We start from the raw sequence: 22,521 nt of genomic DNA, 5'->3' as shown, positions 1-22,521 counted from the left end.
ACGTCTGCAAAGGCCGGAGCGTCGGCAGGCTCGGGACGGCCTGCGGTGTTCCACAGCAGCAGCGCGGTCTGGGCGCGGTTCTCGGGTGCAGCCACGCCTTCCGGCAGCAGGGCTTGCAGCTTGCGGCCGGAAACATAATTGTACACGCCGTAGCCTACAACGCCAGCCGCCACTGCGCCTACTGCCGCCACGATGACGACCGCACCGCCGCCGGTAGAGCCGCCGCCCGGGGTATCGCCGCCCGGGGTAGAACCGCCACCCGGGGTAGAACCGCCGCCCGGGGTCAGGCTGCGGACATAGCCGCAGACGTTGCAGGTGGTATCCTTGTCGTCATCGTAGACATGGGCTTCGGTGCCCTGCACCGTATGGCAGATGGGGCACTCCATCCAGTGACTGTGCTCGTCGTGGTTCATTTTCATCTTGTGGTCGTGCTCAAATCCGCCCGGATTCAGCGGCACCGAATAATGCTTTATTGCGCAATATTCCGTATCATCGTTCATGGTCATGAGGAACGTTGCATCCCGTCCGTTCACTGTGCAGACGGTATCCTTGCTAAACTTATATCCGGGTTTTGCGTACAGACCCACCTGAAGGGTGTACCGTTTGCCCGGCCTGAAGGAGCCGGTGATCGGCTTGCCGCCTACGTCGTCGCCCTCGACCCAGTAGATCTTGGCGTCACAGACGTCTGCTCCGTTGTCCAGAATAACAACGGTCTCGTCCGGCATTTCGTTCTTTTTGGGGGTGTTTACACGGAGATTCACCTGCTTGATTCTGGTAATGGTCAGCACCTGCAGACTGAATACGCTGGTCAGTCCATTGCCGCAATCGTAGGTGTAAGTTACCTGCGTTGCACCTGGCTTCACCTTCAGGGTGTTGCCCTCCACAGTGCCGCCAGCCCATCCACTGGCCTTAGTTACGTCAAATCCAGCAGGGAGGGTACTCAAGTCAAACGTACGTTCGGTCTCATCAATGGTAATGGGGTACTTGTTTCCAGTGCACTTGAGGTTTTCTTGCGTTAGCTTGGTGTTGTAGCTTAGGTTCAAAGATGTCAGCTGGTTATCGGAGCAATTCAGCTTCTTCAAGTTGCGAAAACACGTAATGCCCCACAGGCTGATAATATTTTTGTTGCGGACATCGATCGTAGTGACAGCTCTCCATTCGCCTGGCTCCAGAATTCCATTCGGTTCTCCATCCTCCGATCCTCCTTTGTCAAACGTCGTTCTGATATATTCCAGGAACGTTTTGTCCGGAAAGTTTTCGCTGTGCAGGGGAACCCAGAAATCGACGTCATCGTCCGCAAAGGCGCTGAAGGGCAGGAAGGTGAATACCATTGCCAGCGTCAAAAGGGCACTGACAAGGCGCGTTCGTTTTGAGAATCGTTGTTTCATGGGGTGCTCCTTTCTGTGGTAAAAATTTTTTTCAGGGCCCTATTCGGGAGAAGCGTCAGCTTCCCCCGAAAAAAGGGTACCCTTTTTCAAAAAGTGGTCATTGCCCGGCATGGGCAGAATGATCCTTCGGTTGTCAGCCTCCTGCCAGCTTACGGTAGGCATTCAGCACCTGATAGGCCGGGATGCTGCTGCCGGGGGCAAATTTGCCGTTCAGGCGGCGCTTCATCAGGCCCTGCTCCACGCACCACTGGGCTGCCTTGGCGGTATCCGGGTCTGCCACGTCTGCAAAGGCCGGAGCGTCGGCAGGCTCGGGACGGCCTGCGGTGTTCCACAGCAGCAGCGCGGTCTGGGCGCGGTTTTCGGGTGCAACCACGCCTTCCGGCAGCAGGGCTTGCAGCTTGCGGCCGGAAACATAATTGTACACGCCGTAGCCTACAACGCCAGCCGCCACTGCGCCAGCCGCTGCCACGATGACGACCGCACCGCCGCCGTCACCGCCCGGGGTAGAGCCGCCCGGAGTAGAACCGCCCGGGGTAGAGCCGCCGCCCGGGTTATCGCCGCCGGAGGGAGGCGTTACCGGGGGAACGGTGCCGCCGGTGCCAGTCACATCCAATTTGAAACTTACTTCCAGCTTACCAGTTATGCACCGATAACTATAGTACACTACGTTTGTGTCTTCATTGACCGTCAGAATGTTCCCGTTGGCTTTGCCATTGACCCATCCTGTAACCCGGTTTATATCAAAGCCCTCGGGCAGATTTCGCAGGTCAAACGTACGGTCAGGGTTCAGGGTAACGGTGTAAACATTATTAAAATCGGAACTGTAAATATCCGTAATACTGAAATTGAGATTCGGGTTGTTGTCCAAATTCAGGCTGGTGAGATGGTTATTCTTAAGCCACAATGTAGTCAATTCTGGACTATCGCTGACATCCAACACGGTCAGCTGGTTGTTGGCGCAGTTCAGTTCCTTTAAGGCACTCATGTTGTTCAGGTTTAGCTGGGTCAACTGGTTATGGGCACAATTCAGTTTCTTCAGCAGTTTATTTTGGCCCAGAATCAGCGATGTCAGCTGGTTGTTTTGGCATTCTACACTTACCAGACGGGACTTATGGGTCACATCTGCGTCCAGCTCTGTCAACCGATTCCAGGAACAGTAAAGTGTTTCCAGAAATTTACTATTTCTGACATCCAGTTGCTCCAGATCGTTGTGCGAGCAATTGAGCATCACCAAATCTTTCAGATGCGATACATCCAGTTGTTTCAATTGGTTCTCGGAACAATTCAGATAGTCGATATCCGGGTTCTTGCTCAGGTCCAGCTGGGTCAGTTGATTCTTATTGCATTTCAACGTTTTCAGCTTTGGATTCTGTCTCAGGTCTAATTTCTGGATAGAATTGTTTCCGCACTTCAATTCGGTCAGGTTGGGGAACGCCTCAATGCCTCTTAAGCTGCTGATGTTCTTTCCTTCGACTTCGATTGTTTCGACTTTTCTTTGTTCTTCCACCGTGAGGACATCTCTGCCACCTGCTTTGTAGGTTTTGATGTAATTTCTAAAGCTATCGTCGGGGAAATTATTCTTATTGATGGGCAGACTGGTTTCAAAGATGAATGTGGGCTTTACTCCATTGCCGCAATTGTATTGGTAGCTCACCTTATCCTTGCCATTTTCCACTGTCAGAATCGTGCCAGAAACAAAGCCGCCGTTCCAGTTGGTTGCCTTTCCCACGTTAAAGCCGGGCAGTGTGGTCAAGTCAAACTTTCCGTCTGTACGGACAGCAATGGGACGCCTGTTGCCATTAGCCGTTATCGTACCGCCGCTGATTCCAGTAACGTCCAAACAAGCCAACCGATTCTTTGCACAATTCAGATTACTCAAACTGTGATTTTGGCTCAGGTCCAGCGTTGTCAGCTGATTATCATTGCATATCAGAGATGTCAAGTTGCCATTCTGTTTCACGTTCAGTTCCGTCAATTTATTATTGCTACAATCCAGCTGTGTCAGCTGCTTCTGGTGCCCGACATCCAACTCCATCAATTGATTTCCAGAGCAATTCAGTTCTTCCAGCTTGAGGCATTGGCTGACATCCAACGTCATCAGGTCGTTGTTGGAACAATCAAATTTGACCAATTCCCCCACGCTATCCATTACGATATTCGTTATTTTGTTATTGGAGCAATTCACCTCCTCAAGATTCAGCCCATAGAGAATGCCCAGATTCATGTAGGTCAGTTTATTATTGGAGCAATTCAGTTTTTTCAGTCCGCTTGAAAGAATATCAACCGACTTTTTCAGTTGATTCTGGGAACAATCCAGCTCCTTCAGTTTGAAATTTTTGCCAACATTAAGTGTTGTCAAGCCGATACCGTGGCAATCCAGCTTTTCGAGATCTTCAAAGAAACGAATTCCTTCAAGACTTTTGATTGCATAACTGGTTGGAATCGTCATATTCTTGATATCCACATCGAGCTTGCCATCGCCGTTTTTGTCACAGCATTCTTTGAGAAAGCGCCGAAATTCCTCATCCGGGAAATTAAGCTTAAAATCCGGCGAATTAAAATCAATTTCTGTGTTCGCCGCAAAGGCACTGAAGGGCAAAAAGGTAAACACCATTGCCAGCGTCAACAAGGCGCTGACAAGGCGCGTTCGTTTTGAGAATCGCTGTTTCATGGGGTGCTCCTTTCGTTTTTCGTGTTGTTATTGCTGTGCGGTAAAGGGGTTCAGCCGGTCTGCGCGGTAGAGGGCAGGATGGTCATTCTGCCGTCCACCACCGCGTCCACCATCTCGTGCTCCCGGAAATACTCCATCAGGATATCCTGACAGGAGGTTGCCACGCTGCGGGGCTTCTGGAGCTTGCAAAGGGTGTCGTAGGAGATGTTGAAAAAGCTTTCGATGTTTTTAAAGTGGTAGTTCTGCAAGCCCACGGTGAACAGGGCGTCATCGCCGATCTCCTTGCCGATCTCCTTGCCCACCTCCCTGCCGCAGTAGGTAAAGTAATCAAAATCGCCCTTGCGGCGGTCGTACCGCAGGCGCAGGGTGGAGGGCAGCTGGTAGAACTCCGTATGGCCGGTGTAGGCTTCCTCCCGCAGCATGTAACGGAGCATCTGGCGCAGCTGCTGGCCGGTCACCTTGAACATGAATACGCCGTCATCGTAGGGGAAACCCTCGATAAGGTCGCCGTAGGTAACGATGGGGCCAAGCTTTTCGGCCCGGATGCTGCCGGAGCCGATCAGCATCACATCCACCCCAAGGCTGCGGGTAAAGATATCGGCAAACAGGTTGCCCAGCTCGGTCTCCTGCGTGCGCTGGGGGTGGGTAAGCTCCCGGCGGAAGCGCCCTACGATGTGGCTGTACTTTTCGTCCACCTGACTGGTGAAGCGGTGCAGCACCTGCTCCATGGCGGGGTTGCGGGGGCAGGTCTCGGCGCAGATGGGCACGGTGCGCCATGTGTAGGAATCGATGCAGTTGTTGTCCGTGTCCACGATGATGTCAAAGCGCCCGATCTGGTCGGTGCCGGTGCCCGCCTGCGCAATGACCACGCCGTTTTCCTCCACCGCGTGCTCCGGCAGGGTGTGGCTGTGCCCGCCGATGATCAGATCCACTCCCCACGCCGGGTCCAGCTGGCGCGCCAGATGGCGGTCCTCCTCAAAGCCGATGTGGGTCAGCAGCACGGTAAAATCAATATCGATGCTGTTGTGGGCGTTGCAGATCTTGCCCACCTCGGCGGCAGCGGCGGCGGTGTCCACAAAGGACCCCACCAGAGATTCGGACTTAGTCTGGTTGATCACGTCCTGCGTGATGATGCCGATGAACAGGATGTTCATGCCGTCCATCCGCAGGATCTTGTAGGGGGTGAACAGCCGTGTGGGGGTGTTTTTGATGTAGAGGTTTGCGTTGATGATGGGAAAGCGCGCGCATTTTTCGATGAACAGCAGATGCGCGATGCCGTAGTCCACCTCGTGGTTGCCTATGGTAACCACGTCCGGGGCAAGGGCGTTCATGATCTCGATGGTGGAAAGCCCCTTGTATTCGGAATCAATGACCGAGCCCCGGAACATATCGCCCGCAATGACGTAGATGGTGTTGGGCTGTTCTGCCCGCACCTTTTCAATGTAGCCGGACAGCATGGAAACGCCGCCCACCAGCTTTTCGTCCACCTGCTCTGCCAGAAAGTCTCCGTGCAGATCATTGGAGTGGAGGATGGTGATCTTTTTGGTGTGTTTCATGGTGCATTCCTCCCGGTGTTGGTGTACGCGCTGGTCAGCCCATGGCCTCCTGCCGTGCAAAGTAGACCGTGTTGACAAGGCTCAGGTAGCTCTCCTGGCCGTCCAGATAGAACTTCAGGGCAAGGGTGTCCTCGTCCTCCAGCGTGACGGCGTAGCGGGAGCCGTCCTCCCCGGTAAAGGTGGCGTACCACTCCTGATTGGAGCGGAAGGGTACCTCCGGGGTGCCCTCCTGATAGAACAGGTCGGCTTCCTCCACGTTCAGCTCCGGGTAGGAGGTGATGTAGCTGGCGGTCAGGGGCAGCTGACTGCCCTCGGTGTCGGCATCAGTGGGCAAAAAGCACATCCGGTCGGCGTCTGCGGGGTCGGTGTCAAAATAGCCCTCGTCGGTGTCGCGGCCGGTCTCCAGCCAGTTACCCTCCAGCGACCATGGGCTGGTGTCGGTTTCCCAGTCGTCCCCCTCCGGGTAGATGGTAAAATCGCACACGCCCTCGGCTTCCACCACATGGCCGTTCTCGCCGGAAAGGAATGGGCTGAATACCAGCTCTTCGCCGGTGCTGGGGTACAGTTCCACCTCGGTGTTGGGGGCGATATCGCTGATGTTGCACAGCAGCAGGATGGGCTGACCGTCCTCGCTGTAATAGAGCTGTTTGCCGCGCTGGAGCGGGTTTTCGGCATCATCTGTCAGGCTCGTCTCGTAGACGAACAGGGTGGCATCCGGGTCCTGCGGGAAGATGCAGTACAAATCGCACCCGCCATCCGGTGCCACGACCCAGTGATCCTGCGGGATGTCATAGACGAAGCCCCACAGATCCCGCAGATCGGTCTGGCTGTCCAGCACCTTCTGCACATCGGTGGTCACCTCGTAGGAGCCGCCCAGATACAGCACACAGGCGCGGTATTCGTCCTCCCCTGCCAGAAGGCGCATATAGGCCACGTCCTCCGGCTCGGTGTACTCCTGTTTGGCGGAGGGCGATGCGATCATGTTGTCTCCGTCCAGCATTTTTTCGGGCTTGGAGCTGGACGCGCTGCTGCCTTTGGACGACCCGCCACAGCCCGCCAGACCGATGGTCAGCGCCAGCAGGGCTGCCAGAAGTTTCAGTCGTTTCATAAGTTCTCCTTTCTCATGCCCTGCCGGGGCGCACCTCAGGGGGCAGCGCCGGGCGTTGGGTGTTGGGAAAAATCGTCTACGCCCTCCACCGGCACAGGGCGGCCGGTCTCGGCGGAAAGCTGCGGGTTCCAGTCCAGCGGGCGTCCGGTGCTGCAATAGACCGTTACCATGGTGTCGGTGTCCTCCCTGCTGCCGTTACACAGCAGCAGAATGGGCTGGCCGCCCTGCCTGCCGTAAAGTTCTTTCCCCAGCTGCGCGGGATACACAGAGTCCTGCTTTTCGTAGACAAAAAGCGTATCCTCCTTGCGCACGGCAAAGATGCAGTACAGCTCCCGCCCGCCGCCCGGCGCTGCGACCCAGCGGTCTGCCGGGATGTCCGCAACAAACTGCCACGGCTGTTCCGGTAAGCTGTCCAGCACGGCGTGCACATCGGTGGTGCGCTCCGGGACGCTGCCCAGATAGAGCACCCCGGCAAGCTCTCCGTTTTTCCCTGCCAGCTGCCGCATTGCGGCAAGCTGCTCCGGCTCAGCGGAATCGGCACCGGAAGCCGCTGTGCTGCTGCCCTGCCCGGCGCTGCCGGGAGCGGGACGGACGGGGTCGCCGTCCACCGCACCGCACCCTGCCAGACTGAAAGCCAGTGCAAGCAGTGCTGCAAAAGTTTTCATGGCTTTCATGTCAGCCCCTTTGTTTTATGCCCACGGGTCGGCAGACGCCGGGATGCGGATGCCGGTCATCAGGTATTGCTCCCACAAGAACCACTGCCCGTCGCCCTTGCGGCGCAGCTTGATGGGGCGGGGGCTGTCGGCGCCGCCGCAGGGGATGAACAGCTTGCAATAGCCCTCCTCGGTGTTGGAGGTGTGGTTGCTGCCCACCAGCAGGGTGAAGGGCTGGCGGGGGGTATAGCCGTTTTCCGGCGACGCACCCACAAAGTAGGAGAACGGGATATAGCTCTTGCCGTCCCGGAAGCGGTCGTTCAGGAAGGAAATCTCCTGCCCGTTCATGGGGCGGGGGCCCCGCAGCCAGTTGAGCATCTCCAGCCCGATGTTTTTATCGGCACCGTAGGCGCACAGTGCGCAAACGGTGAGGGCTGCGGTCTTAAAGGGGGTATCCAGACTGGCCTCCGGCAGTGCCTGCATCTGGGCAAGGCTTTCCGGCAGAGCCTGAAAGGTAAAGGTGACGGTCTGGTTGCCGGAAACATTTGCGGCGGCCTGCTTCATCTTATCAAAAAGTCCCATGAAAATACTCCTTTCTGTTTCAGCTGTAAAGGGTTCAGCTCCGGTTCGGGTCATGGCGGGGCACGGTCCGCCTGCGGACGATCTTCTGGTTCAGGTCCAGACTGAGGTTTACAAAATAACCGTTTTCAAAATACCATGCAAGGTCTTTGGTGTCCATGCCAACGCTGTTGCACAGCCACCGCAGGGGCACCTCCGGCCCGGAGTAGCTCTCCACCCTGCGGGCGATGGTTCTTGCATGGTAGCGGCGTTTTTCGTTGCGTGCGAACAGAACAAGGGGCACTGCGCCCACCACGATCCAGAACACATACCCGACAACGTGGGAGGTGTCCTTGGCCTGCAGGTCCAGACAGAGGGTATACAACCCGCCAAAAGAGCAGAACACGCAGAAGGCAAGCCCTGCGTTCCGCAGCCATTTGAGGACACGGGGGATCTCACCCCGGGCTTTTTCCGAGAGATAAGGGTTCATAAACATGCTCCTTTCAGAACGAGCCGCCTCCACCGCCGTGGGTGGTGCCGCTGGAAGAGGTGTGGGTGGAGCTGCCGCCGGAATCGCTGGAGCTGGACTCCTTCGGCCGCTCGGTGCGGTGCACGTCACGGTACAGGAACAGCTCCCGGCTGTTGGTCAGATTCATGCTGCCCTCCCGCACATAGCTGGCGGCATTCTCCTGGAACGCCACGCTGCGCAGCTGGCTTTTCATCACATGGACGACGACCCATGCCAGCACAAGGCCGATGCCCAGCGCAAGGAACAGGTACATGAGAGACAGCGGCTCCCGGGGCAGGTTATTCACATCGTAGGGGTGGCCCGCCCGGGCAGCGTCAATGTAAGTATCCGACCACTGGACAAAGGTGCGGAATGCACCGGCGTAGTCTCCATCGGCCATGAAGGGGGTCATCTGCTCGCCAAGGTACTGGATGCCGGCATCCGTAAAGGCGGTGATGCCGTAGCCGCAGGTGGAGATGTGCCATTTGCGGTCGCCCACGCTCACCAGCAGCAGCACGCCGTCCATATCGGGACCGTAGCCGAACTGGCAGATGTCATACAGGTCATCGGCATAGGCCTCCATGCTGTCGTAGTCCACGCTTTCCAGCGACTCGATGGTGGCAATGGTCACATCGAAGCTCTGGCGCAGGCTCAGCTCTTCCAGTGCGTCCTCCAGCTCGTTGTCCTCGTCCTCGGTCAGGACCCCTGCGCTGTCGTTCATGCGGTAGTACAGGTCGGCAAAGCCGCCCTCCACCGCAAAGACCGGAACAGCCAGCGCCGCCGCAAGAATCAGTGCTGCCAGCGCCACAAAGAGGGAGTGCAGTCGGTTGGAAGTCTTTTTCATCGTTCGTCCCTCCTTTACAGGATCCGTGCCAGCCACAGCAGCCACATCACGCCGTAGGACGCGGCGGAAAGGGCAGCCGTAAGGCCCAGCATCCACTTGCGGGCAGCGCCCTTGTCCACGGGCAGGTCACCCACGAATTTGCCGGTCTGACCGTTCATGGCAAACAGATAGTTTTCACCCCGCCAGCTGGTGCTCAGCAGCCAGACCGGGAACAGCGCGTACTTTGCCTTGCCGCCGTGCAGCTGGATGCTGCTGTTATCCACCTTGACCGAATCGTAGCCGGTAACGGTCTGCTGGAACGTCTCCTCAGTGGAGCGGCGGATGCGCTTGTTGGCCCGCTCGATGCTGTCCTCGGCGCTCACATCGTATTTATCCGCCACATAGCCCGCCAGATAGGCGGTCTGGAAGGGGATGGCGTCCTGCATGGCAAAGGGCTCGATGGATTCCATCAGGTCGTCCTCGATCTTGGAGGAGCCGTCCACCGGCACGGCGTCAAAACCCAGCGTGCCGTCCCGCCGGACGGAGTAGTAGTTGGTCTCGGTATAGTCGTATTTGCTGTCCGACCAGCAGCGGGTCCGGGTGGCGGTGAACCGCAGCTGGGCGTCGGCGTCGCTGTCAAAGAGCCAGAAGGGCACATACACGCCCTTGATCTCGTCGATGTGGTTCTGGCTGCGGAACACCCGGGGCAGCAGGGTCTTGCCCTTGAGATGCTCCTGCAATTTGGCCTTGGCGGCCTTTTTGTCCAGCTTGAAGGGGATGATGAGGTCGGGCCGCAGGGCCCCGGCAAACTGTCCGGTGAGGACGATGGGATTGCCGCAGAAGGGGCAGGCCGAGGCGGCCATGGTGTCGTCGCCCACGATCTCGCCGCCGCAGCTCTTGCAGCTGTAAGTATGCAGACCGGCGGTCTCCCCTTCTGCCCAGCTGCCGCCGGGGGTCGCCCACTCCATCTCGCTGGGCTTTTCGTCCTTCAGCTCCTCGTCATAGCCCTTGAGGGTATCCACGTCGAACTCGGTGTCGCAGTAGGGGCATTTCATCTTCTGGGTGGCGCTGTCAAACTGAATGGCGCCATCGCAGCAGGGGCACTTGTATTCCAGCATTCCTGCCATAGCGTTTCCTCCTGTTGTTTCAAAGGGGGCCGGGGGCTCTTCCCCGGCCCCGCTGTTTTTGCGTTGGTCTCCCCCGCCGAAGCGGTCGGCTCAGAAATCCGTAGTGATGCGGAACACCACCGGTTCGTCCGGCTCGGTGGCTTTGCCGTGGTGGCCCACTGCCAAGAAAGCGTTTTCTTCCAGCGGCAGGAAAACATCAAAGGTGCAGAAGTCGCCGCACAGCTGGCACAGGGTCTCGCGCTCACCCACGGGAAGGGACTTTTCCAAAAAAGTGCCGTCCGGCGCGTACAGCTCCCACATATAGCCCGTGTCCAGCAGATAGCCGTTGGGGCGCTTCATCATCACGGCGTCAAAGCTGCCCACCGGCTGCGAGCTGCGGGCCAGCTCATTGCCGTCCAGATCAAAGGCGGCAAAGTAGTAGTCTCCGCTGGAGTCCGGCTCGCCCACCGTCAGCAGCTCGTCTCCGCTGAGGTTCAGGGAGGGCATGCTGCAGAAGGGGCCGATCTCGTTATCGCCCTCCAGCGTCAGCTCGGTGTACTCGCCGTCCTGCACCAGCACCGGTGCGGAGTCGGTCCAGTAGATTACGGTCAGATCCCGATCCTTGGAGGAATAGCAGCTGCCCATGTAGTCCAGTGCGTCGCCGGGCTCTTCCGGGTCGCTGCTGTTCAGATCGTAGCAGTAGACATCAAAGGGATCCATGGCGTACAGGATGCCATTGCGGTCGATGCTGAGGGCGTTGCTTCCGTCAATGTTGTACTCTGCCACCGGGGTCAGCCGGTCGTCCTTGATGGCATACTCGAAGATTTTAGCAGACTGCTCTTCATCGTCCTCGTTGTAGAAGCTGAAGAAGTAATTGCCCCGGTAGCTGTCCGCATGGATGCAGTGATGCGCTCCGTCCAGTTCCCGGCGGACGTCAAAGGGGATGTACTGCGCCTTGAAGGTGTATTCGCCGATGGTCAGCTCCCCGGTCTGGAACTGGGTCACAGGGGCCCCTGCAGGGGCGGCTTTGTCCACTGCTGATTCCGGCTGTGCCGAAGCGGACGGGGCACTGCTGCTGGAAGCCGGTGCACTGGAAACGCTGGATGCGCTGGCGGCACCGGAGCCGCCGCAGGCGGTCAGCCCGAGGGCGGCGGTGGCAAGGCCCATGGCCTTGAGGAAATCTCTGCGCTGGATCTTTCTCATATCCGTTCCTCCTTTTGGGGTCACTGCACTTTTGCAAAGGCTTCGTCAGCACGGCGGCTGTACAATGCCATGCCGCCGGTCTGGGCGTCGTTTGCCAGATTGATGTTCTCCACAAAGCGGGCCTTTTCCTGCTCAGAGAGCTGCCCGCCCTTCATGGCGGCAGATGCCACGGCACCCATGGCACCGATCATGCCCATCTGGCCTTTCAGCTCCCGTTCCTCGGCCTTGGACATCCGGCGGCCAAACATACTGGTCTCATTATCGTGGACCCCGAAGATGTGGTCCAGATGCTGCCGTGCGATGTGGGCATAGCCGATCTCCCGCCGGTCCCGCTTGCTGAAGCAGATGACCAGCTCCTGCTTGATGTAGGGGTGGGGATGCATGCCCCGTCTGGTCTCTGCCTCGGTAATGCTGCGGGGCTGCACCAGCTTCAGCTTCAGGCCGCCGCCGTTGAGGGTGGGTTCCTGGCCCGGCTCCTTGGCGGGGGTCTCGTCCAGATACTCCTCATAGCTGGCGATCTGGTCGTAGCGGATCAGCTCCGGCATCTTGCCCCGTCCGCCGGTGCGATCGTCGATGTACAGCATTCCAAGCTCATCGCAGAACACCAGCCCCATTTGCGTCGGGGTGGAGGGGTATGAGTTGACCCGGAACTCGGTCTTGTTGAACACCTCGTCGAACACCCGCTTCATCCGGGCCATATACTCCATGTGCTCCTTGACCTCGTCTAGCGTCAGCTCGCTGAGCCGGATATATTTGGAGCACTTGTTGCCGCAGTCGTCGCAGAGGAACTGTCCATCCCGGAGCTTGGAGCGGTGCAGGGTGCCGCACTCCTTACCGCAGACGGCACAGTTCTGTTTTGCGAACAGGTTGGAAAAGAATCCCATCATGGTATGCTCCTTTCATTGCTCTGTATTTGTCAAGTCTGGTCGCTGTCGTCAAAGGGGTCGCCGCACTCCGGGCAGAACTTGGGCGGATGTGCGGGGTCTGCCGGCTCCCAGCCGCATTTGTCGCACTTATATTTGGGCGTACCGGCGGGCTTGGGTTTGCCGCACTCGGAGCAGAACTTGCCTTTGTTCACCGCGCCGCAGTTGCAAGTCCAGCCTTCTGCCGCCGCCGGGCGGGGCTTGCCACACTCCGGGCAGAACTTGCCGGTGACGGTGGCGCCGCAGCTGCAGGTCCAGCTGTCCGCAGCGGGCTTCGGCTCCGGCTTTTTGCTGCCACATTCCGGGCAGAATTTGCCGGTAACGGTAGCGCCGCAGCTGCACTTCCAGCTGTCTGCCGGGGCGGGTGCGGGGCGGCTGACCTGCTGGGGCGCGTCCACGCTGTCCGGACGGGCCTGCTGGCCCATAGCGAACAGGTTCTGGGCGCTCATGCCGCCCATACCGCCTGCACCGGCTGCCATGCCCATGCCCATAAAGCCGGTCATGGCACCGGCGGTGTTGCCGGCGGCGGTCTTCATGGCGTCGATCTGGCCGCCCACCAGACGAGCTGCGGCGGTGGTGGGGTCGGTGGTCATGGCGTTTTCTTCCCATTCGGTGATCTTCTTCTGCTGCTCCTCCGGGATGGACAAGGAGTTGATGTTGAAGGAGAACACTTCAATACCGCGCTTTTTGCGCCAGACATTGGACAGCTGCTCGTTGAGGGCGTCCGAGATCTCCAGCGTGTGGGCAGGGATCTCGTAATACTGCACCTTGTTGGCAGAAAGAGTAGCCAGCGCAGGCTGCAAAGCGTTCAGCAACTCACTCTTCAGGCGGGGAGCGATCTCGGATGCGTCATACTGGGTGGAGACGTTGCTGCACACGTTGGTGTAGAACAGCAGCGGGTCGCAGATGCGGTAAGTAAAGCTGCCGTTGCACCGCAGGTTCACCGAGAGCTTGTAGCCCCGCTCCTCGCTGACCACCACACGGAACGGAATGGGGGTGGCGGTGCCGTACAGGATCTCGCCCAGCTCCTTGGTGTTGATGTAGTACACGCGCTGATCCTTGCCGGTGTCGCCGCCGTAGGTAAAGCGCTTGGCTACGGTCTGGAAGGTAGCTGCCAGACTATCGCCGAAGTTGCCGGTAAACACGCTGGGCTCGGTGGATGCGTCAAAGGTGAATTCGCCCGGTTCGGCGCACACCTCCACCACACGGCCCTGCTCCACAATGAGCATGCACTGTCCGTCTGCCACGGCGATGCCGCTGCCGTTGGTGATGATGTTGTCCTCGCCGTTGTTGGAGCTGCGGCGGGAGGTGCGCTTCTGGCCCTTTACCATCAGCACATCTTTGTCCAGAGAATCACAGTAGAAAAATTCCTTCCACTGGTCTGCAAGAGTTCCGCCCAGTGCGCCCATACCTGCTTTGATAAGACCCATAGTAATTTCCTCCTGTATGTTTTATTTGTGCAAACGATAACTTTCTGTTATCGCACGGTTTCCGGTTTTGGTCACGGTTCAAGGGGTTGTTCCGGGGAGTCGTTTTTCCAGTAAGCGGGACGTGTGTCCCGGCCAAACAACTGCTCTCCGGCGCGGTATTTCAGGCTGCAGCCGCTGGGGCTGCCGTCATCGTTCAGCAAAATGGCCCAGAACTCGCACGGTCTGCCGTCCGTGTCGGTCAGTGTAAAGTGCAGCTCAGTGCCGTCCTCGGTGCGGCTCTGCGTTCCCTCTGCGGTGCCGGTCAGAATGCCGCTCCACCCGACCCATTCCACGCTCATGCAGCAGCTGCCGTCCGGCAGGAAGGTCATCCAGCGGATGCCCTTTGCGGACTCGTCTCCGGCGCGGTAAGTGCCCCACAGCTTGCGGGGGATGGCGGTGTAGCCGATGTCGTCCCACGCGCTGGTGCGCCGGAACAGATACCACACGGTGCTGCCCTTTTTCGGGCCGGTAGAGCGCATCAGCAGTGAGCCGTCCTCCATCATGGAGATGGTCCAGCGGCTTCTGCCGTCCTCGCTGAGACTTGTCAGGTTCCAGTCCTGACTTTTTTCCCCGTCCCAGCGGGTAATTGCTCCGGCGTTCAGCTCTCCGGTGCGGGTCTCGGCAGCGGACTGGATCTGCGGGCTGACGTATGTTTCCCGGACGAAGGAGACGGACACCGTGCCGGTGATCTCGGCCTTTTCCAGCCGCAGGGTGCAGCTTTCGTTGCGGTCGGCGGGGGCATAGCTTTCACCCTGCGTCACCGCCGTGACTGCCATCCACTCGGCCAGCACCTGCTGCTCCCAGTCCTGCGGCAGCGGCTGCGCGTCCAGCGGGATGGTTGGGGCATCGTTCACAAACTCTCCCCCGGACGCGCTGAACCGGCGGACGAAAAAGGTAACGTTCCCCGCTTCGTCAAACGAAAGCGGCAGCTCATCCAGTGTAGCCCACCATGCGGTGTTGCCCTCTTTCAGGCTGCCGGGGGGCAGCAGCCCCCGCTCACAGGCGGTCTGCCGGTCCAGCTCATCCCGGCGCTTCACGTCGCGGTACAGTGCTTCTTCCAGCGCGGCGGGGTCTGCCCCCATGCGCTGCAGCAGCTGGGTGGCGGTAAGCTGTTTTCCGCTGTCAAAATCGAAGCACCAGCCCTGATGGAAGGGCGCATCCGTACCGCCGTAGCAGCTGCTGACCACAAGGCTGACGCAGTCGCCGTACCAGCTTGCGTTCCATTTCATCTCCATGCAGAAGTCCCACACGTCCGGATCGGCTGCCGCCGGGCAGTCTACATACTCCTGCACATCGTATTCGTAGAGCCGGGCGATCTCGGCGTTGATGCGGGCGGCATCGGCGCTGTCGCTTTCCAGCCGGGGCAGATGGATGTTCAGCCGGACGGTGCCGCCGTTCTCTGCCTGCACCACCTTTTCAAGGGTGTACTGCTCGGTGATCGCCGCGGTGGCGTGCATGGAATCCGGCGGGGTCGATTTCAGTTCCCGGCTGCCAGCCGGGCGGGCAGAGGCTGCGGTCTTTGCCCCGCAGCCTGCCAGCAGCGCCGCCAGCAAAACTGCCGGTATCCAGCGGAACGCTTTGTGTTTCATGGTGGTTCTCCTGTGTTCTCAGCGGCTCCCGCCGTGGTCAGTTATCCGGGCAGCGGATCAGCTGCAGCTGGGTCTTTCCTTCGGCAAAGGGGTTCTGCCCGTCGATCATGGTCAAGGTCAGGGTCTCGTTGTACAGGTCGTACTTCATCGCTGCCACAAAGGTGATGCCCGGCATCCCGTCTGCCGTCTCGTTGGTCCAGACGCCCAGCACCATGCCCTCCGGCACCACGCCCAGATAATCGGCATAGCCCTGATAGAAAACGCTGTTGTCCTGCACGCCCATCTGGACGGAGCCGTTGCTTTCCACGTCCATCCAGTCAAACTGGTCGTCGCCCATATCGTTGAACGCACCTGTGACCTCGTAGGGGAGCTCCTGCGCGTTCCACTCTGCCGTCAGGGGAGCCAGCTCCAGCACAGAGCCATCCTCCTGACGCAGGTTCACCTCGCTGCCGCTGCGTTCCAGCGCCACGCCCTGATTTGCAATATAGATAGGGTCCTGACAGACCAGAGCGCTGCCGAACATGAGGCAGTGCAGCACATCCACGTACTCCACCACGCCGTCCTGCGTCAGCAGATAGACCACCGGGTGGAAGGACGCGCCGAGTTCTCCGATGCACAGGTCGATATACTCATTATAGATGCCAAGGATGGGGTAGGTGCGGTCCTGTTCCAGCCGGATGCCGTAATCCGCGGCCCATGCGGCGGTCTCCGGCGTGCGGCGCAGGGTGATGGTGCCCTGTGTTCCTTCCAGCTGCACCGAAGCGCTGCCGTAGGTATCGGTCAGCACCGTCTGCGGCTGCGGGTCAGCAGCCTGCAGCGGGATCTCCACATCCAGCTGCCGCCAGCCCGACCCGGCGGGGGAGTTGCACCCGCCCCGGAGCACCAGCCGGTTTTGTTCCGGCAGCAGCAGGCACAGGTCCTCCAGCTGGTTGTTTTCCAGCGTGTTCATCCGCATGCTTGCCAGATTGCCGCCGCTGAGCAGGCCCTCGTAGTAGCCGCCCTGCGCCATGTGCCGGTCAAAGGTCTGCATGGCCTCGCGCAGCATCTGCTGCTGCACGGCATCCGGGTCCAGCCCCATGCGCTGCAGCATTTCAGCCACGGAGACCTGCTTTCCGGTGGCAAAATCGAAGCACCAGCCCCGGGAATACCCCGGGTCGGTACCGCCGTCGTAGCGGAACACCACAAGGCTTACGCAGTCGCCGTACCAGTAGGCGTCCCAGTTGATATAAATCTCCGGGCTCCACTCGTCCTGCTGCGGCTCGATCTCCGGGCTGTCCTCGTACTGTCGGAAGTCTGCCGCATACATGGCGGCAAGCTCATCGTTGAGATAAGCAGCGTCCGAGCCGTCGCACACCAGCTGCGGCACATGGATGGTCAGCTTCTGTGCGCTGCCCCACTCGTACAGCTGGATGGTCTTTTCCAGCGTGAACTGCTCGGTGATGCGGTCTTTTTGTGCCGTCTGCACCGCCGTGTCTGCGGTGCTCTGGGGGACAGTGCCGGAGCCTGCGGGAGCGGGGCCGGAGCCTGCAGGGGCGGCACGGTTCGCCGCGCTGCCGCACCCCGCCAGCACCACCGCCGCCGCCAGCACCGCAGCGGCAAGGCGTTTGTGTTTCATGGTCGTTCTCCTTGTCTTCTCAGCCGTAGCTGCGGGTCATTTGCAGCTGGGTCTCGCCCTCGGCAAAGGGGTTTTGCCCGGCGATCATGGTCAGGGTCAGGTTCTCGTTGTACAGGTCGTTCTTGAACGCCGCCACAAATTCGAGCTCCTCATCGGCTGCGATGCCCAGCACCACGCCCTCCGGCACCACGCCCAGATACGCGGCATCGCCCTGATCCATGCGGCTGTTGTCCTGAATGCCCATCTGGACGCTGCCGTCGCTGGTCAGGTCCAGCCAGTTCCAGCCGGTTTCAGAGGTGTAGTTGTAGGAGCCGGTGACGGAATAGGGGATCTCCTGCGCGCTCCACTCTGCCGACAGGGGAGCCAGCTCCAGCACAGAGCCATCCGCCCGGCGCAGGTTCACCTCGCTGCCGCTGCGTTCCAGCGCCACACCGTTGTTGGCAAAGTAGATGGGATCCTGACAGATCATGGCATCCCCGAACATGAGGCAGCGTAGCACGTCCACATACTCCACCACGCCGTCCTTGGTCAGCAGATAGACCACCGGGCGGAAGAATCCGTCCTCCTGCTCCCCGATGCACACGTCCACATACTCGTTATAAGCGCCAAGGATGGGGTAGCTGTGCTCCTGTTCCACCCGGATGCCAATGTCTCCCCATTGGTCGGTCTTTGGCGCGGGGCTCAGGGTGATGGTGGCCTGCGTTCCCTCCAGCTGCACCTGCACACCATCGTAGGTGTCGGTCAGCACCGGGGTGTCAGCGGGGGGCAGCGAGAGCTCCATATCCAGCTGCTGCCAGCCTTCTTCGCAGCTGTACTTACCCCGGAGCACCAGTTGATCCTGCTGTGGCAAAAGCAGGCACAGGTTTTCCAGCTCATTGTATTCCAGCGTATCCATCCGCATTTGCGAAAGCTCTCCGCCGAGACGCAGGCCCTCGTAATACGCGCCCTGCGCCATCTCCCGGTCAAAGGCCTGCATGGCCTGCCGCTGCACCTGCGCCTGCACTTCGTCCGGGTCCAGACCCATCCGCTGCAGCATCTCGGCCACGGTGAGCTGCCGGCCGGTGGCAAAATCGAAGCACCAGCCGCTGTAACGCCACGGGGCGGTGCCGCCGTAGCGGCTGCGCACCACCAGACTGACACAGTCGCCGTACCAGTAGGCATCCCAGCCTACACCGATCTGCGGGTACTCGCCGCCCGGCTGCCCGGCCTCCTCGCTGTTCTCGAACTCCCGGAAATCTGCCGCATAGATAGCGTTCAGCTCATCGTTGATGTAGGCGGCGTCCGGGCTGTCGCATTCCAGCTTGGGCACATGGACGGAAATGCACTGCACCGCGTCCTCCCCCCACACGCCCGAAACGTTCTTTTCCAGCGTGTACTGGTCGGTGATGCGGTCTGTCTGGACGGCCTGCGCCACCGCGCCGGGGGTGCTTCGGCTGCTGTCGGAGCTTTGGTCGGCAGCAGCGCTGGGGCTGCTCTGGGTGCCGCCGCAGCCGGTCAGCAGCAGCGCCGCAGCCAGTGCAAGGCTTACAAGGTGTTGGTATTTCATGGCGGGCTCCTTTTCTATGGTGTGGTTCAGCCATCTCCTATGCCTTGCCACTTGTCGATGATGTAGGCGGCCCAATAGGTCTTGTCGTTGATATCCACCACAGTGATGCCTACCTTATTCACCACCGGGTCGTCCTCATGAAGCCCCGGCACACCGCCGTAGTCCTTGATCAGTTCATCCACCAATTGCTGGAACTGGGCCTCTGTGGCGGGGTAAAGGCGATCCATGCTGTAAAGGTGCTTTCCTTCGTGGTCAAAATCCACGCCTACCCGGTACTGATTGAGCATACGGAAGATGGCTGTGGAGCCGGCACTGTAACCGGCTTCGTTCAGACCTTCCCACATCTTTGCGGAATAGTCGCCCTCCATCCGCAGCCTGAGCCCTTCGTCCGACGGGAACTCCGGGCTGCCGTTATCCACAAACATCTGCACATCTGCCTGAATGGCGTGTTCCAGACCCTTACTGTACTCGAACTTGATGTTCTCCACCTTTCGCCGGGCCAGCTCTGCGTTGAAAATGGTCAGGATCTTCTGCCCGTCCCGGATCACAGGGATCGGCGGCGAGGGAGGCGTTTCTGTGGCAGAGCCGGAGCTTGTGGAGCCGGAGGCGCAGCTATCGTCACAGGCTGCCAGCGCCAGCATCACCGCCGATGTGCCAGAGAGCTTCAGGAACGTCCGTCGGTCATATCGTTTCATGGGGGTGCTCCTTTCTATAAAGCCCCGGGCACAGGGGGAGTGCGCCCGGGGCAAACAGGGGGATGTCTTGTTATCTTATGCCGTTTTATTCCAGAACACGGTAGCGATCATGTAGGTCTTGCTCTGAACCACCGGGCAGTAGATGCTGATGAACTCTGCCTTGGCGCTATTAGAATTGTCCAGCAGTTTTGCTACAAAAGCCCGAACGGCAGCATCCTCGCAAGAATACGCATCCTCCAGAGCCACCACATTCTCGGTAGACGGTTCGGAGATGCCGGCCATACCTGCCAAACTGTCCTTGCCATACTTGTTCCGTATCTTGTCCTCAAGTCCATTGAGTTCCCCAAAAATGATCTTGTGGTCAGGGTCTTTCAACGTATGCGGTGTCTCGTTGGCCTCTTCAAAAACACGTCCGTAGCACCTTATGGCACCCACCGCATCCTGATTGAGGGTCAGCTGCTCATGGTCAACCGCCCCTGTAGCGTACTTTTCCTTCCAGACCTTGTTGATGGCTGCCACCAACTCGGCTTCTTTGGACGTAGTGGGTGCGGGAGGCGCGGAGGGCCCGCCGCAGCCTGCCAGCGAGAGCGCCACAACGGCTGCGCCGGTAAGGGTGAGGAATTCGCGTCGGTTCATCTTTTTCATGGGGGTGCTCCTTTCGATACAATATATTATAGATTACGGTTCGCAACTTGCGGGAAGTCCGTGCATCCCTGCCCCGCTTCAGATCGGTGCAAAGTTTACCATTACCGCCACCGTATAGGTCTTGCCCTTAATGGTGGGGCAGTAGAGCCCGATCATCCACTGCTCGGGATGCGGACTCGCCAGTCCATGCCCGGCCAGATACCGCACAAACTCCCTGACCTCGCTCGGACTACGAGGATACAGTTGCTTTAATTGCATACCGTCATGGGTGCCGTTAGAAACTCCCGCAGTCCCCCGATAGCTTCCGTTTCCATATTTTTTCCTGATTTCCTGTATCATTTCAGACTCACGGAGTTGGTACTCGTGGAATACATCATCAGGCAAGTTCCATTTGCGGTAATCCTCTTCGTCTACTTCAGGTTCATAGGTTTCAAAGGGGCTGGCTGTAAACTTTGCGAGGTCGGCAGCCTCCTGACAGTAGACCACAGACTTGCAGATATCAAGTTTGGGATTGGGGACTACTTCTCTGTTGACTTCATACCAGACCTCGTTGATGGCTCTGAACAGGGCCATCTCTTTGCTCTCAGAGGCCGGAGGTGTGGGAGGTGCGGGAGGTGCGGAGGGCCCGCCGCAGCCTGCCAGCGAGAGCGCCACAACGGCTGCGCCGGAGAGGGTGAGGAATTCGCGTCGGTTCATCTCTTTCATGGGGGTGCTCCTTTCTGTTTGTCCCCCTGCTTTTTAGGGGGCTCTGGTTTTGGTATTCTCTGCACTTGCAGTCCGCTCCATCTTATGCTATCCTTATGAATAGAATCCGCAGATGCCTGTTGACGCGTTTTGTGCACAGCGACAGGCTTTCTGCACCGGCGCGGGACCTCTTCTGTTTGTACTGTATCATACCCGGGAAAAAATTGCCCCCTCAGAAAAGCCGTTTTTGGGGGGCAATTCCAAAAAAATTTTTGGGGTTTGGGGCTTCCCCCTCAAAAAATCCCCCCAAAAAGCCCAAAATTGGGGGGATTTGGGGGTGGTTTCCCACCAAAACAGGCGGCTGCAGCCCTGCCTGTGCCGGTTTCCCCCTCTGGCTGCAATGTGCGGAAAGGAGTCATGAAAAATGGAACGAAGGACATTTTTAAAGCTTGCGGCGCTTGTCCCCGGTCTGGCTCTTGCGGGCTGCGGCGGCAGCAAGACCCTGCTTTCTCCCAAGGACCCCACCATGCTCAGCATCTGGCATGTGTACGGCGAACAGGCGGACTCGCCCATGAACCGCCTGCTGACCGAGTTCAACGACACGGTGGGCAGAGAGAAGGGCATCCTGCTCAACGTGACCAACATGACCAACAGTGCCGCCATTGGCGGCCAGCTGCAGGACGCCAAGGCTGGCAAGCCCGGCGCGCTGGACCTGCCGGACCTGTTCTCGGCTCATTCCGCGGACGCCAGCGCTCTGGGCATTGAGAACCTTGTGGACTGGAACGACTGGTTCACCGCCGAGGACATGGCGGCCTATGTGCCCGGCTTTGTGCAGGACGGCATCATTGACGGGAAGCAGGTGGTGTTCCCGGTGTCCAAATCCACCCAGCTCATCTTTTTGAACGGCTCCCAGTACGCCCGGTTTGCGGCGGACACCGGGGCGCAGCTTTCCACCCTTGCCACATGGGACGGCTTCTTTGAAATGGCGGGTGCCTACCGGCAGTGGTCGCAGGGCAAGCCCTTCTGCGCGCTGGATTACCCCCTGCGTCTGGTGGAGCTGAACGCGCTGGAGCAGGGCAGCGGCGAGTTGTACAAGGGCAGCTGGTACGATCTGACCAACGAGACCTTCCGCGCTTCGTGGATGGAGTTTGCCCGGGCGCTGGTGCAGGGCGATATTCTGGTGTCAGACCTGTACTCCAACACGCAGGTGATGACCGGCGAGACGCTGGCGGGCCTTGGCAGCTCTGCGGCCATCCTTTATTACAATGATTTCGTCACCTACCCGGACAACACCACCGAGCCCACCGACCTGCTGCTGGCTCCCCTGCCCCACGCCGCAGGCACCGCCACACCCCTGATGCCGCAGGCCGGTGTGGGCCTGTGCGCCTTCAAGACCACCGACCAGAAGGCCGAAGCCGCCGCCGTGTTCCTGCGCTGGCTCACCGAACAGCAGCGCAATTTGGAATTTGCCGCCGATACCGGCTACATGCCGGTGTCCAGCGCCGCCTTTGACGCCATTGCGGACTATCCCTTTGAGCAGCAGAGCTATCAGCGGCTGTACGACGTCTACAACGAAATGCGCATCCAGAACACCCCCCTGTCCGAACCGGGCATCGTGGGGTACCACGCCAAGGCCAAAACCTTGTACGACAGCCTGCGCCAGCGCCAGAAGGACTACCCCCAGCGCCTTGCGGACGGCGAAACGCTGGAAGCCCTTGCCGAGGAAACATGGCAGCTGCTGTGTGACAATGCCTGAGCCTGCCGCTCAGCCGGAAAGGAGG

At 59.3% G+C, this 22,521-nt stretch carries 18 protein-coding genes and 1 pseudogene; 1 reads left to right on the top strand and 18 read right to left on the bottom strand.

What is annotated here, in order from left to right; all coding sequences use genetic code 11:
- The 18 genes and pseudogenes from C7J97_RS14885 to C7J97_RS11795 form a co-directional block, all read right to left on the bottom strand.
- Positions 1–1,388 (bottom strand): annotated as a pseudogene (locus C7J97_RS14885) (hypothetical protein); the annotation flags it as partial.
- Positions 1,389–1,521: 133 nt separating this feature from the next.
- Complete coding sequence (locus tag C7J97_RS11875) at positions 1,522–4,059, bottom strand: leucine-rich repeat domain-containing protein (protein ID WP_113993043.1); 2,538 nt, start codon at positions 4,057–4,059, stop codon at positions 1,522–1,524.
- A 50-nt stretch (positions 4,060–4,109) separates the two neighbouring features.
- Positions 4,110–5,615 (bottom strand): bifunctional metallophosphatase/5'-nucleotidase, encoded by a 1,506-nt coding sequence (locus C7J97_RS11870; RefSeq protein WP_113993042.1) that lies wholly within the window; start codon positions 5,613–5,615, stop codon positions 4,110–4,112.
- A 34-nt stretch (positions 5,616–5,649) separates the two neighbouring features.
- Entirely contained in the window at positions 5,650–6,723 is a 1,074-nt protein-coding gene (locus C7J97_RS11865) for a hypothetical protein (protein WP_113993041.1), read from the bottom strand.
- Positions 6,724–6,758: 35 nt separating this feature from the next.
- Positions 6,759–7,388, bottom strand: a complete 630-nt coding sequence (locus C7J97_RS11860; protein ID WP_242983510.1) for a gamma-glutamyltranspeptidase — start codon at positions 7,386–7,388, stop codon at positions 6,759–6,761.
- 24 nt (positions 7,389–7,412) lie between these two features.
- Positions 7,413–7,958 (bottom strand): DUF6935 domain-containing protein, encoded by a 546-nt coding sequence (locus C7J97_RS11855; protein WP_015537005.1) that lies wholly within the window; start codon positions 7,956–7,958, stop codon positions 7,413–7,415.
- Positions 7,959–7,992: 34 nt separating this feature from the next.
- Complete coding sequence (locus tag C7J97_RS11850; RefSeq protein ID WP_223474545.1) at positions 7,993–8,424, bottom strand: hypothetical protein; 432 nt, start codon at positions 8,422–8,424, stop codon at positions 7,993–7,995.
- A gap of 13 nt (positions 8,425–8,437) precedes the next feature.
- Positions 8,438–9,286: a TPM domain-containing protein gene (locus tag C7J97_RS11845; RefSeq protein WP_113993038.1), complete on the bottom strand. Its 849-nt coding sequence runs from the start codon at positions 9,284–9,286 to the stop codon at positions 8,438–8,440.
- Positions 9,287–9,300: 14 nt separating this feature from the next.
- A complete protein-coding gene (locus C7J97_RS11840; protein ID WP_005922432.1) occupies positions 9,301–10,392 on the bottom strand; it encodes a TFIIB-type zinc ribbon-containing protein in 1,092 nt (363 codons plus the stop codon).
- Positions 10,393–10,482: 90 nt separating this feature from the next.
- Complete coding sequence (locus C7J97_RS11835; protein ID WP_113993037.1) at positions 10,483–11,574, bottom strand: twin-arginine translocation signal domain-containing protein; 1,092 nt, start codon at positions 11,572–11,574, stop codon at positions 10,483–10,485.
- Positions 11,575–11,594: 20 nt separating this feature from the next.
- Positions 11,595–12,461 carry a DUF4428 domain-containing protein gene (locus tag C7J97_RS11830; protein ID WP_113993036.1) on the bottom strand — a complete coding sequence of 289 codons (867 nt, stop codon included), beginning with the start codon at positions 12,459–12,461 and terminating at the stop codon, positions 11,595–11,597.
- Positions 12,462–12,490: 29 nt separating this feature from the next.
- Positions 12,491–13,927, bottom strand: coding sequence for an SPFH domain-containing protein (locus C7J97_RS11825; RefSeq protein WP_113993035.1), 1,437 nt, complete (start codon positions 13,925–13,927; stop codon positions 12,491–12,493).
- Between the two features lie 71 nt (positions 13,928–13,998).
- Complete coding sequence (locus tag C7J97_RS11820) at positions 13,999–15,555, bottom strand: hypothetical protein (RefSeq protein ID WP_113993034.1); 1,557 nt, start codon at positions 15,553–15,555, stop codon at positions 13,999–14,001.
- Between the two features lie 37 nt (positions 15,556–15,592).
- Entirely contained in the window at positions 15,593–17,170 is a 1,578-nt protein-coding gene (locus C7J97_RS11815; protein ID WP_113993033.1) for an acid-shock protein, read from the bottom strand.
- 19 nt (positions 17,171–17,189) lie between these two features.
- A complete protein-coding gene (locus tag C7J97_RS11810) occupies positions 17,190–18,716 on the bottom strand; it encodes an acid-shock protein (RefSeq protein WP_113993032.1) in 1,527 nt (508 codons plus the stop codon).
- A 26-nt stretch (positions 18,717–18,742) separates the two neighbouring features.
- Positions 18,743–19,411, bottom strand: a complete 669-nt coding sequence (locus C7J97_RS11805; RefSeq protein ID WP_113993031.1) for a twin-arginine translocation signal domain-containing protein — start codon at positions 19,409–19,411, stop codon at positions 18,743–18,745.
- A 75-nt stretch (positions 19,412–19,486) separates the two neighbouring features.
- Positions 19,487–20,056: a twin-arginine translocation signal domain-containing protein gene (locus C7J97_RS11800; RefSeq protein ID WP_113993030.1), complete on the bottom strand. Its 570-nt coding sequence runs from the start codon at positions 20,054–20,056 to the stop codon at positions 19,487–19,489.
- Between the two features lie 78 nt (positions 20,057–20,134).
- Positions 20,135–20,761: a twin-arginine translocation signal domain-containing protein gene (locus tag C7J97_RS11795; RefSeq protein ID WP_113993029.1), complete on the bottom strand. Its 627-nt coding sequence runs from the start codon at positions 20,759–20,761 to the stop codon at positions 20,135–20,137.
- A 403-nt stretch (positions 20,762–21,164) separates the two neighbouring features.
- Here C7J97_RS11795 and C7J97_RS11790 point away from each other — a divergent pair, with 403 nt between their 5' ends.
- Positions 21,165–22,496 (top strand): ABC transporter substrate-binding protein, encoded by a 1,332-nt coding sequence (locus C7J97_RS11790; protein WP_005922450.1) that lies wholly within the window; start codon positions 21,165–21,167, stop codon positions 22,494–22,496.
- Positions 22,497–22,521 lie beyond the last annotated feature (25 nt).

Origin of the sequence: Faecalibacterium prausnitzii (genome assembly GCF_003324185.1) — a bacterium.
Taxonomy (GTDB): domain Bacteria; phylum Bacillota; class Clostridia; order Oscillospirales; family Ruminococcaceae; genus Faecalibacterium; species Faecalibacterium prausnitzii.
Note: the sequence above shows the minus strand (reverse complement) of the source record. Positions and strands in the feature narration are given on the sequence as shown.